Source organism: Stenotrophomonas sp. (assembly GCF_032056425.1).
Lineage (GTDB): Bacteria > Pseudomonadota > Gammaproteobacteria > Xanthomonadales > Xanthomonadaceae > Stenotrophomonas.
Genome location: NZ_DAMBCN010000013.1, coordinates 69,903 through 81,425 on the forward strand (window position 1 = coordinate 69,903; position 11,523 = coordinate 81,425).

Annotated in this window: 13 protein-coding genes; 5 read left to right on the forward strand and 8 right to left on the reverse strand. The window is 67.9% G+C overall.

The features are described from left to right. Positions 1 to 72: 72 nt before the first annotated feature. Positions 73 to 711, forward strand: a complete 639-nt coding sequence (locus RTY46_RS10600) for an energy transducer TonB (protein ID WP_312708271.1) — start codon at positions 73 to 75, stop codon at positions 709 to 711. A gap of 118 nt (positions 712 to 829) precedes the next feature. Next, entirely contained in the window at positions 830 to 1,390 is a 561-nt protein-coding gene (locus RTY46_RS10605; RefSeq protein ID WP_312708272.1) for an energy transducer TonB, read from the forward strand. 128 nt (positions 1,391 to 1,518) lie between these two features. Here the strand turns inward: RTY46_RS10605 and aroA are convergent, their stop codons facing one another. The 4 genes from aroA to RTY46_RS10625 form a co-directional block, all read right to left on the reverse strand. Continuing rightward, positions 1,519 to 2,826 carry a 3-phosphoshikimate 1-carboxyvinyltransferase gene (aroA, locus tag RTY46_RS10610; protein ID WP_312708273.1) on the reverse strand — a complete coding sequence of 436 codons (1,308 nt, stop codon included), beginning with the start codon at positions 2,824 to 2,826 and terminating at the stop codon, positions 1,519 to 1,521. A gap of 72 nt (positions 2,827 to 2,898) precedes the next feature. Then, a complete protein-coding gene (pheA, locus tag RTY46_RS10615; RefSeq protein ID WP_312708274.1) occupies positions 2,899 to 4,083 on the reverse strand; it encodes a prephenate dehydratase in 1,185 nt (394 codons plus the stop codon). 51 nt (positions 4,084 to 4,134) lie between these two features. Continuing rightward, positions 4,135 to 5,220 (reverse strand): 3-phosphoserine/phosphohydroxythreonine transaminase, encoded by a 1,086-nt coding sequence (serC, locus tag RTY46_RS10620; RefSeq protein WP_312708275.1) that lies wholly within the window; start codon positions 5,218 to 5,220, stop codon positions 4,135 to 4,137. A gap of 290 nt (positions 5,221 to 5,510) precedes the next feature. Next, complete coding sequence (locus tag RTY46_RS10625) at positions 5,511 to 6,320, reverse strand: FHA domain-containing protein (RefSeq protein ID WP_312708276.1); 810 nt, start codon at positions 6,318 to 6,320, stop codon at positions 5,511 to 5,513. Between the two features lie 125 nt (positions 6,321 to 6,445). On the opposite strand from RTY46_RS10625, the gene RTY46_RS10630 reads away from it, so the two are divergent. The 3 genes from RTY46_RS10630 to RTY46_RS10640 all read left to right on the forward strand — a co-directional run bounded on the left by RTY46_RS10630 (position 6,446) and on the right by RTY46_RS10640 (position 8,546). Next, positions 6,446 to 6,721 (forward strand): polyhydroxyalkanoic acid system family protein, encoded by a 276-nt coding sequence (locus tag RTY46_RS10630; protein ID WP_312708277.1) that lies wholly within the window; start codon positions 6,446 to 6,448, stop codon positions 6,719 to 6,721. 80 nt (positions 6,722 to 6,801) lie between these two features. Further along, positions 6,802 to 7,290, forward strand: a complete 489-nt coding sequence (locus tag RTY46_RS10635; protein ID WP_312708278.1) for a phasin family protein — start codon at positions 6,802 to 6,804, stop codon at positions 7,288 to 7,290. 236 nt (positions 7,291 to 7,526) lie between these two features. Further along, complete coding sequence (locus RTY46_RS10640; protein ID WP_312708279.1) at positions 7,527 to 8,546, forward strand: restriction endonuclease; 1,020 nt, start codon at positions 7,527 to 7,529, stop codon at positions 8,544 to 8,546. Positions 8,547 to 8,691: 145 nt separating this feature from the next. On the opposite strand, the gene RTY46_RS10645 is transcribed toward RTY46_RS10640, so the two are convergent. The 4 genes from RTY46_RS10645 to RTY46_RS10660 are packed head-to-tail and all read right to left on the reverse strand — an operon-like array spanning position 8,692 to position 11,519. Continuing rightward, positions 8,692 to 9,069: a type II toxin-antitoxin system HicB family antitoxin gene (locus tag RTY46_RS10645; RefSeq protein ID WP_312708280.1), complete on the reverse strand. Its 378-nt coding sequence runs from the start codon at positions 9,067 to 9,069 to the stop codon at positions 8,692 to 8,694. 23 nt (positions 9,070 to 9,092) lie between these two features. Beyond that, positions 9,093 to 9,359, reverse strand: coding sequence for a type II toxin-antitoxin system HicA family toxin (locus RTY46_RS10650; protein ID WP_312708281.1), 267 nt, complete (start codon positions 9,357 to 9,359; stop codon positions 9,093 to 9,095). A gap of 17 nt (positions 9,360 to 9,376) precedes the next feature. Next, entirely contained in the window at positions 9,377 to 10,105 is a 729-nt protein-coding gene (hutC, locus tag RTY46_RS10655; RefSeq protein WP_312708282.1) for a histidine utilization repressor, read from the reverse strand. A gap of 43 nt (positions 10,106 to 10,148) precedes the next feature. Further along, a complete protein-coding gene (locus RTY46_RS10660) occupies positions 10,149 to 11,519 on the reverse strand; it encodes a formimidoylglutamate deiminase (protein ID WP_312708283.1) in 1,371 nt (456 codons plus the stop codon). Positions 11,520 to 11,523: the final 4 nt, after the last annotated feature.

Consider the following 11,523-nt stretch of genomic DNA (forward strand, 5'->3'; position numbering starts at 1 on the left):
GTTATACGGATTTCTGCCGCCCGGTTCATTCCGGGCATGGCAGAATCGGGGTACCCCATGCTGGTCTGGTCCATGTCTGCACCTCGCTCGTCCTCTGCCAAGTCGTTCACTGTGCACATTCCGCGCAACGCCCTGAAGATCGCCGGCATCGCCTTCGGCGTGGGCATTGCGCTGTTCGTGGTGGTCTGGCTGACCGGCCGCGACAAGGAATTCTTCCGCGCCGACCCGGCCACGGCCACCCCGCAGGAAACGGCGCAGATCGAGCCGCTGCCCGAGCCGTTGCCGGCCGCCGCCGGCTCCAGCGACATGCCCGATGCCAAGCCGGCGCCCCTGCCCGAGGAGGAGGCGCCGAAACTGGTGGAAACCGCCCAGCCGCCGCCCGCGGCAGTGGACCCGGCCGCCCCTGCCCCGGGTACGGCCGCGCCGGCGGCAGCAACCTCGCAGCCGATGCCGATTGCCGAGCAGTCACCCGCGCCCAGTTATCCGCCTGCCGCCCTGCGCCGTGGCGAAGCGGGCAGCGTGGTGGTACGCGTAGACGTGGATGCCACCGGCTACCCGAACAACGTGACGGTGATCCAGCGCAGCGGTTCGCGTGACCTCGACCGAGCCGCCACCGACGCGGTACGCCGCTGGCGTTTCACCCCGGCGCAGAGCAACGGCCAGGCCGTGCCGGGCAGCATTGAAGTGCCGTTCGACTTCAAGCCGCAGTAACTGAACGCTGCCCGGCAGGCAACCTGAACCCTGCCGGTTGCGTTGACGCAACGCTGACACATTGCCACTGCTGCCCGGTCCAGACTCGGGGCGTCGTAACAGACGCGAGGAGCGAGCAATGACGGCTACTACCCACGAAAACCTTCATTCGCGCCAGCTGCAGCAGGACGTGCCGCACCGGCCGACCTCGCCGTGGCTGTGGATGGCGCTGATTGTGGCAATGTTTGCCGCGGCCTTTGTGTGGCTGCGCTTTGCCAACCAGGAAGACGTGGCGCCGGCCCCGGTGGGCGAGCGCATGCTGCCGGCCACCGAAACCCCGGTCGCGACCACGGCGCCGGCGGCGCGTACGGCGGCACCGGCCAACAGCCCCCGACGCAGCGCGCCGGCGGTCAGCAATCGCGAAGCGCGCCCGCTGGCCAGCAATGCCAAGCCGACCTATCCCCCTGCCGCGCTGCGCAGCGGCGTGCAGGGCAGCGTGGTGGCCAGTCTGAACGTGGATACGCGCGGCAATGTGACCCAGGCCAGCATCGTGTCGCGCAGCGGCGAGCGCAGCCGCGACCTGGACCGCGCGGTGATCAATACCGTGCAGGGCTGGAAGTTCCAGCCGGCCATGCATGAGGGGCGCGCCGTGGCCAGCGTGGTGCGCGTACCGGTGGATTTCCGCACCGAACAGCGTTGATCGCGGACGAGGGGTTCGTGATGGGGCGGAGGCTTCGGCCTCCGCCTTTTTTTGATGCCCTGTAGAGTCGAGCCATGCTCGACTGAGGGCGTGCAGCAGTCGAGCATGGCTCGACTCTACAAAGGCGGTCAGGCCAGGTTGAACCCTGCGCTGCGGGCCAGACCGTCGAAATCCGGGAACGAGGTGGCGACGTTCGCAATGTCGTTGATACGCACCTCACCGCTGCTGATCTGCCCGGCAATGGCAAACGCCATGGCAATGCGGTGGTCGCCGTGGCTTTCGATGGTGCCGCTGCCCAGGGTCACGCCGCCGTGCAGGGTGGCGCCGTCTTCGGTTTCGTCCACCTGCATGCCCAGCGCGCGCAGGCCGGTGGCCATGGCCGCCAGACGGTCCGATTCCTTCACCCGCAGCTCGGCCGCGCCGGTCACCACGGTCTGGCCTTCGGCCGCTGCGGCAGCAACGAACAGTGCCGGGAACTCATCGATCATGTCCGGCACCAGTGTCTCGGGAATGCGCGCGCCCTTCAGCGGGGCATGGCGCACCACCAGATCGGCCACCGCTTCCCCACCCTGCACGGCCGGGTTCTCTTCGGTGATGTCCGCCCCCATCAGCCGCAGTGCATGCAGCAGGCCGGTGCGGCGCGGGTTCAGGCCCACCTGCTTCAGGCGGACGTGCGAATCGGGAACGATGCTGGCGGCCACCAGGAAGAACGCCGCCGAGGAGAAATCGGCCGGCACCACGATGTCGGTGGCGCGCAGACGCTGGCCGCCGCGCAGGCGGGCCTTGCCCGGCGAGAATTCAATGTCCACGCCAAATGCCGACAGCATGCGCTCGGTGTAGTCGCGGGTCGGGTGCGGCTCAACCACGCTTGTTTCGCCCTGCGCATACAGGCCGGCCAGCAGGACCGCCGACTTGACCTGCGCACTGGCCACCGGCGAAGCGAAGTCGATGCCGTGCAGCACCTGCCCACCGTGCACGTGCAGCGGCGGGGTGCCATCATCCTGCGTGTCGATCTTCGCGCCCATCTGCGACAGCGGACCGGTGACCCGGCGCATCGGACGGCCCGACAGCGATTCATCACCCACCAGGGTGCAGTCGAACGCCTGCCCGGCCAACAGACCGGCCAGCAGGCGCATGCCGGTGCCGGCGTTGCCGCAGTCCAACGGCGCGCTGGGCGCCTGCAGGCCGTCGATGCCAACGCCATGCACGATGCGCTGCGAAGCGCTGGGGGTCTCGATGCGCACGCCCAGCTGGCTGAAGATCCGCGCGGTGGCGCGGGTGTCTTCACCTTCCAGGAAACCGTCGATCTGCGAAGTACCATCGGCCAGCGCGGCGAACATCACCGAACGGTGCGACACCGACTTGTCGCCGGGAATGGTCAGGCTGCCCTGCAGGGGCTGGCCCTTGCGGGCAATCCAGTGTTGCGCGTTGCTCATCGTTCGATTGTTCCGTAGACGCCGGCGAACCGGCGGTGCTTCAAGAGATGCGGCAGGTGGCCGCCACAGCCATCAGGGCACGGCGACCGGGTAGGAACCCAGCACCTTGATCTGCGCCGAGTGCGCTTCCAGTTCTGCCAGCGCGGCCTGCATGGGCGCATCGTCGATATGGCCGGCCAGATCGATGAAGAAGCCGTATTCCCACTTGCCGTGGTGCGACGGGCGCGACTCGATGCGGTTCATGCTGATGCCGTGGCGGGCGAACGGGCTGAGCACATCGAACAGCGCGCCAGGCTTGTCATGGATGAACACCAGTACCGAGGTGCGGTCGTGGCCGGAAGTGGGGAAGATGTTGCGGCCCACCACCAGGAAACGGGTGGTGTTGTCGGCATCGTTCTGGATGGGCTTGGTCACGACCTTCTTCAGGCCGTACACGTGCCCGGCGCTCTCGCCACCGATGGCGGCGGCATCGTCGGCATTACGTGCACGACGCGCGCCCTCGGCGTTGCTGGACACCGGAATCTTCTCGGCCTTGGGCAGGTTGGCGCGCATCCATGCCGAGGTCTGCATGAACGACTGCGGGTGGCCGTAGACACGCTCGATATCTTCGATGCGGCCGCTGCGCGACATCAGGTACTGATGCACGCGCAGTTCCACTTCGCCGCAGATCTTCAGGTTGGAGGTCAGGAACATGTCCAGGGTGATCTGGATCGTGCCCTGCCCCGAATTTTCCACCGGCACCACGCCGAAATCAGCGTTGCCCGCTTCCACTTCCTGGAACACTTCTTCGATGCTGGCCATCGGCAGGCCCAGCGCCGAGCGACCGAAGTGCTTGAGCACGGCCTGCTGGCTGAAGGTGCCTTCCGGGCCGAGGTAACCGATCTTCAGCGGTTCCTGCTGGGCCAGGCAGGCGGACATGATTTCGCGGAAGACGTGCACCAGCAGCTCGTCGCTGAGCGGCCCTTCGTTGCGGTCCACCACCATGCGCAGCACCTGCGCTTCGCGCTCGGGGCGGTAATAATCGACGGCGGCGGCCAGCTTGCCCTTGGCCTTGCCCACCTGGTGCGCAAACTGCGCGCGTTCGGCGATCAGGCCCTGGATGTCGCGGTCGATCTGGTCGATCTTGGCGCGCACATCGGCCAGCGCCAGCGGTGCCAGCGTGGGGGCCGCGGTGGTGGTCTTCTTGCCCTTGGGGGCCGCGCTGCCCTTGGCCGTTTCAGCCTTAGCGGGCGCCTTCTTGGCGGGTTTGCTTGCCATTGGAATTCCTTGTTGCAGGGCACGCACCGGCTGGCGCGCGCCGTTCAGTGCTCAACCGTGACGCTGCTGGAAATCGGCCATGAAGGCGACCAGCGCCTCGGCCCCGGCCAGCGGCATGGCGTTGTACAGCGAGGCGCGGATGCCGCCCACCACCTTGTGGCCCTTCAGCGCCAGCAGGCCAGCGGCCTTGGCCTCGGCCACGAAGCGCGCGTCCAGATCGGTGCTGGGCAGGAAGAACGGAATGTTCATCCGCGAGCGCGCCGAGGGCGCCACTTCATTGCGATAGAAGCCGCCGGAGGCATCGATGGCGCCGTACACCAGCGCGGCCTTGGCGGCATTGCGCTTGGCGAACTCGACCACGCCACCTTCGGCCAGCATCCACTTGAACACCAGGCCGGCCAGGTACCAGTTCCAGGTGGGCGGGGTGTTGAGCATGGAGTCGCGGGCGACGTGCGAGCGGTAATCGAAGATGTCCGCGCGCGGCTGGCCGGCGCGCTCCAGCAGGTCGCGGCGGATGATCATCACCGCAATGCCGACCGGGCCCAGGTTCTTCTGCGCCCCCGCATAGATGACGCCATAGCGGCGCACATCCAGCGGCTCGCTGGCGATGGACGAGCTGAAATCGGCCACCAGCGGCACCGTGCCGGTATCGGGCACATCACGGAATTCGACGCCGTGGATGGTCTCGTTGGCGGTGATGTGCACGTAGGCCGCATCGGCCGAGAGCTGCCAGCCCTCGCGCGCAGGCAGTTCGCGATATCCGTTGGCTTCGCTGCTGGCGGCGATGTTCACATCCACATAGGGGCCGGCCTGCTTGACCGCCGTCTTTCCCCAATGGCCACTTACCACGTAGTCGGCGCGCTGGCCGGGCTGGGCGAAGTTGAGCGGGATGAGCGCCTGCTGGGTGGTGGCACCCCCGGGCAGGAACAGCACCGCGTAGTCGTCGGGGATATCGAGCAGGCGGCGCAGGTCGGCCTCGGCCTCGGCGGCCACGGACATGAATTCCGGGCCGCGATGGCTCATTTCCACGATCGAGGCGCCGGCACCGTGCCAGTCCAGCATTTCCGCCTGCGCCTGGCGCAGGACCGATTCCGGCAAGGTTGCAGGGCCGGCACTGAAGTTGAACGCGCGCGTCATGTCACACCTGTGGGGCAAGACCCCTAGTATGCCGCAGCGCACCAGCCTTGCGGCCTTGTCGCGCAAGGGAAATTTGGTTGCATTCGTATCCAATTGCCGGCGGGGGCAATGTGCCAACCAAGGTTGGCACCTACCGAAGCGGGGCATGCCCTGCTCTGGTAGCCGCCGACCTTGGTCGGCGTACGCCGTCAGGCGTCATGCGGCCGGGCGCATCGTGCCAACCAAGGTTGCCACCTACCGGAGCGGGTTGGGTCGGGCGGTCGCGCCGGGCCATGCCCAGCGGAACGGGTTCAGCGCGCGCCGAACCAGAGCAGCAGGCTGAGCACGCTGGCCAGCAGCAGGGCACTGACCAGCAGCCACGGCCAACGACGCACGCGGCGCGGTTCGGCAGGGGCCATCGGGGCCTGCACGCTGTCGGTGGCCTCGTCGTCCGCACTGGGCAGCGGGCGTCGGCGCGGGTCGTGCGGCACTTCCAGCACGAAGCGATGCTGGCCGTCGAACACCAGCTGGTCACCGGCCTGCAGCCAGCAATGGCGCACGGCCACGCCATTCACCCGGCTGCCTTCGGCACTGCCCAGATCGCGCAGCAGAACGCGTTCGCCGTGCAGTTCCACCCGTGCATGCTGATCGGCGAAGGCCGGCTCATCAATGGCAATGTCCGCATCGTCGCCGCGACCGATCACCCGCGGCCGCGCCAGGGTGAAGCCGCGGCCATGATGCAGGCCGCCCACACCGCGCAACAGGCGCTGTTCGTCGATGCCCGGATCGGCCAGGGCCGCGGGCGCCGGTGCCTGCAGCAGGGTTTCCACTTCGCCCTGCAGCACCATCTCCACGCCGTCCACGTACACCGCATCGCCTGCGCGCAGCAGGGCCATGCGCCGCACCGGGCGACCGTTCACATGGATACCGCGGATGCCGTTGCCGACCTGCAGCCACAAGCCGCGATCATCCAGGCAGAACTGCGCCAGCAGCAGGGCGCCGTTGCCAGCATCGCCCAGCCGCACGCTGCCGTTGGCCTGGCGCACGATGCGCTGCACCCCGGGCCGCAGCGGCTGGTCGGGCTGTTGGTGTTGGCTGAAGTGAACAAGCAGGTTCTGCACGCGGCGCAGACTAGCAGGTTGGCCGCCAACGCAGAAGAACCTGGCCTGAGTGCTTGGCGTCACGCCCGCCGATGCGCACAATGACCGCCCTCTTACTACAACCCGGCCCTGTGCCAGGAGCCTGCATGTCCAGCATCGACGTCCGCCACGCCCATTCCCTGCCCGACGCGCAGGCGCGCGAGGCCATCGACCAGGTGGCCGCCAAGTTGTCCGAACGCTTCGGCCTGAAGGCGAACTGGGCGGCCGACGTGCTGAACTTCAGCGGCAGCGGCGTGGACGGTGCCATTGAACTGCAGCCGGGCGCGGTGCGGGTCACGGCCAAGCTGGGCTTCCTGCTGTCGGCCATGAAGGGCATGGTGGAAACCGAGATCCAGCGGGTGCTGAAGGAAAAGCTGGGCTGAATTCCAGCGTCGGGCCGTCACGGCCCAGCAACGCAACACCGCGCTACTCTCGGGGCAGGCCCAACCTCCCCGGAAGCGCGATGAACACCTACGACAATGACGACCGCCGCGACGACGATGCCAGCTTCGGCGAACAGGCCGGGCGCTTCTCGCGCAAGCTGAGCGATTCGGCACAGCAGGTCTGGCTGGCCGGTCTGGGCGCGCTCGGGCGTGCGCAGGCTGAGGGCAACCGCTTCTTCGATGGGCTGGTGAAGGAAGGCGAGGCATGGGAAGCGCGCCGCCGCGAACGCAGCGGCGAACAGGGCCCGGGCTGGCGCGACAATGTGGAACAGTCGCTGGACGAGGCCCGCGAAAAGGCGTCGGGCACCTGGACCAAGGTTGAAAAAGCCTTCGATGACCAGGTGCAGGGCGTCCTGAAACGCATGCATGTGCCCACCGCGCAGGATGTTGCCGCGCTGGAAGCCCGCCTGGATGCGCTGCATGCGCGTCTGGCCAAGCTGGAAAACCGCGCCGCATCGGGCACGGATGCACCCGCACCCGGCAGCCATCAGGGGCCGGGCGCCGCCTGACCGGCCGATTGTTGCAATGCAATAAAATTTGCCTGACAATCGCGAGAACCCGCCAATCGCTTCGCCTGCCGTTTGTTCCCTCCCCTCACGGCTTCAGGATTGGCGGGTTTTTTCGTGCCTGCACAGCGCTGATCTGCGCGCTGCATCACGCTTCTGGTCGGGATCGTCCTGACGCAATCGCCCAGTGTGGCCTTTACACTGTCGGCTTCTGAATTTCCCCTTCCGTTCGCACCTGCATGCTTCCTTGGATTCTGGCCCTGCTGTCGGCCCTGCTCATCTGTACCCTGGCTGTTGTCTACCTGTGGTGGGTGAAGCGGCGGCAAACGGAAATGCGACTGGGCCTGCAAGCCCTGGCCGGTATGCATTGGCGTGAGTTTTCCACGCTGATCAAGCGCATGCTGAGCGAGCAGCGCGGGCTGCGCGAGGCGCATGACGCGGACGAGGATGCGCGCGAGCCGCGCAGCGATTTCGTGCTGACCGACGGCCCCAACACCTGGATGGTCTGGTGCAAGCACGGCCTGGCCTACCGCATTGGTACGGCAGCGGTGAACGAGCTGGGTGCGGCCACGCGCCTGGGCGGTGCCAAGGGCGGCCTGCTGATCACCGAAGGGCGGGTGGAGCGTGATGGCCTGGCCGCTGCCGAGAAACAGGCCGTGGAAGTGCTGGACGGCCCGCGCCTGTGGCCGCTGTTGCAGCCTTACCTGCCCGGTGACATCGAAAGCCGCGTGCGTGCCAGCGCGCGCCACGAAGCCGTGCGCCGCATCGCCATTTCCGCATTGGGCGCGGTGACCGTGGGGCTGCTGGTCGGGGTCAGCCTGCAGGGGCTGCACGCCGATGCACCGGTTGCCGCCCCCGAGCCCGCGCCCGTGGCCACTGCCAGCCCAGCGGTTGCACCAGCCGCCCCCGTGGCAGCGCCGTCACCTGCGGCGGATGCGGCCCCGGCCAGCGCGCCCGTGGTGCCGGCAGCCAAGGCCGGCGACGACAGCCGCAGCAACCCCAACCCCGACGCGGCCACGCTGGAGCGCTACCAGTCCGATCTGGCCCGCGCCCTGGCCGGCCAGCGCGGTATTGCCAGCGGCGTCTGGCTGACCCGCCAGACCCTGGCCATCAACCGTACCGGCGATCTGGAACAGGTGTGGCCGCGCGTCTGCCAGGAAGTGCTGCGCTACCCTGCCCTGCGCACCGTGCGCGTGCAGCTCAACGCCCGCCCGGGCGTGGACGAGCCGGTGCGCTGGCGGCAGTGCGCCACGTATTGAGTGGTGCGCCATCCACGCATGGCGTGGATCTACCTGGCATTGCGTGGGTCGACGTTGCGGGGTCCCGGCATTACGTGTACCAACCCTGCGCGGTCTCACCCAGTAGATCCACGCCATGCGTGGATGGTTGCGCCGCCCGCCGCCGTCAAGCCAACGCGGCAAGATGGGCGATGTAACTTGAACGTGTTTCCCCGGCCGCCTTGGCCTGCGCATCCAACCTGGACAGGATCCGACGCGGCAGGCTGATGTTCACCCGCTCGATGGTGTCATCCAGCAGTGCGGGATCGATGCTGATATAGGCAAGAATCCATTGCGTCCCACCTGCCGCGTCGGCGACCAGTTTCTGTGGTGCCGACGGTGTTGGAATCGAGTGCCCGGCATCCAGTGCGGCGTCAATCCAGGCAAGCGCAGCCTCTTCGGCCGAACGCAGTGCGTCATCGAGCGTGTCCGCGGCAGAGAAGCAGCCCGGGAGGTCCGGCACCACCACGCCCCAAGCAGTGCGTTCATCACCGGCTTCGATCAAGACTGGATATCGCATGGGAGCCTCTACTTCAGTCCAGCAAGCTTCCGGATTGCCTTGACCAGGCCAATTCCCAGATATTTCCTGGGATGCGGCACGGTAAGGATGTGCGGGCAATGCGGATGCACGAATACATGATGGGAGCCACGGATTCGACAACAGGTCCAACCCGCCTCGCGCAGCTCCCGGATAAGGTCCCCGCTCTTCACGCCGGGGACGATACACATCGTACACACGCCCCGACAGAGTTCAAGGCGACAGATCTGCCGGTTGAAGGAACGCCATCCACGCATGGCGTGGATGGGCCGCCTCAGCGCCCGCCCGGCGCGAAGCGGGCCACCAGGTCCCAGGCATCGCCCAGGAACACCTGCCGCACCCGGGTGATCGGCTGATCGCCGCGCCAGGTCAGGCGCTCGATCACCAGACAGGCGGTACCCGGCGCCACCTGCAGCAGCTTGGCCGACGCGGCGTCGGCGCCCCACGCACTGATGCGGTGCTGGGCACGGGTCCAGGACACGTTCTGCAGCAACCAACTGCCGGGGGCGGTGGTGCTGAAATCCATCTCCAGCACTTCGGGCACGCCCGCCGGGCTGATCAGGCGGTGTTCCAGCGCCAGCGGTCGGTCATCGGCCAGATGCAGGCAGCGCATCGCCAACAGCGAGCCCGTGCCGGCCAGCTCCTGTTCGCCCACGTTGCCCGCTACGGCCCCGCGCAGTTCACGCTGCAGCAGGCGGTAGCCGTACTGGTGGCCGCGCGAGCCGACTTCCATGGCGATATCGGGAATTTCCAGCGCCACCTGTTCCAGGTGCGGCGGCTGCCGGGCCACGAACGAACCGGCGCGGCGCCGGCGCTCGATCATGCCGCTCTCGGCCAGCGCGGTCAGCACCTTGTTCACCGTCATCCGCGAGCAGCCGTACTGCTCCATCAGCTCGTGCTCGTACGGAATGCGGAAACCCGGCGCCCACTCTCCACTGAGGATGCGGCTTTCCAGATCGCTGCGGATACGCTGGTTGAGCGTGGCGGACTTGCGGGCCTTCACGGGGGTGGGGATCTCGATGAGAATCTCGATGAGCAGGAGGCGGTCAGCCCAGCACGCCACGCAGGGCAGCGGCAAAGGCAGTGGTGATGGCCTCGCGCTGCAAGTGGCGGCCGTCGGCCACGACCTGGCGGCCATGGCGCCAGACCGAACGCAGCGCGCCATTACGTGCAGCGAAGACCCAGCTGTCAAGCCATGCGTCATTCTGTCGCGCCTGCAGGGCCGGGTGCGCGGCGTCCAGTTCCAGCAGATCGGCACTGGCGCCGACCTGCAGACCGGCGACCACGCCCAGCGCCTGCGCACCGCCGTGCAGGGCGCCTTCAAACAGGAAACGGCCACTGCTGCGGCGGGCATCGGGGGCCAGCACATTGCGGCCGCGCAGGCTCAGGCGCTGGCCGTATTCCAGCAGTCGCAGCTCTTCGGCCGCGTCGATCAGCACGTTGGAATCGGAGCCGACGCCAAAGCGCCCGCCCTCGCGCGCGAACGCCTGCATCGGGAACAGGCCGTCGCCCAGGTTGGCCTCTGTGATCGGGCACAGCCCGGCCACCGCCTGGCTGGCCACGATCGCGGCGCGCTCGTCGTCGGTGATGTGGGTGGCGTGCACCAGGCACCAGCGTGCGTCCACCGGCGCATGGCTGTACAGCCATTGCACCGGGCGCTGGCCGCTCCAGGCCAGGCAGGCGTCGACTTCGCGCACCTGTTCGGCGATATGGATATGCACGGGGCCATCGGTCAACGGCAGCAGCCCGCCCAGCTCTTCGCCGGTCACGGCACGCAGGCTGTGCGGTGCGATGCCCAGCACCGCATCAGGCAGCGCAGCCAGGGCGGGCTTCGCCGCATCCAGCAGCTGCGCGAAACCGTCCACGTCGTGGATCAAGCGGCGCTGCGCGGGATTGGGCGGCGCGCCGCCGAAATCGGCATGGGCATAGAACACCGGCAGCAGGGTCAGGCCGATACCGGTCTGCGCCGCCGCCGCGGCAATGCGCGCGCTCATCTCGGCGCAGTTCGCAAACGGCTGGCCGTCGGCGTCGTGGTGCAGGTAGTGGAATTCGCCCACGCGGGTGAAGCCGCTTTCCAGCATGTCCATGTACGCCTGGGCGGCGATGGCCTGCACTGCATGGGGACGCAGGTGGGCCAGGAAGCGGTACATCAGTTCGCGCCAGCTCCAGAAGCTGTCGCCATCGCCGCCGCCGATCTCGGTCAGCCCGGCCATGCCGCGCTGGAACGCGTGACTGTGCAGGTTGGGCAGGCCCGGCACGGCGATGCCGATGCGGGTGTCGCCCGATTCCGCGCCCTGCCCCGTGCTGATCGCCGTGATGCGACCGTGCTGCACCTGAAGGCGCACATCACGGGCCCAGCCGTCGGCCAGCAAGGCATGGGCGGCGTGGAAAGCGGCAGGGGAACGCGAATCGGACATGGCT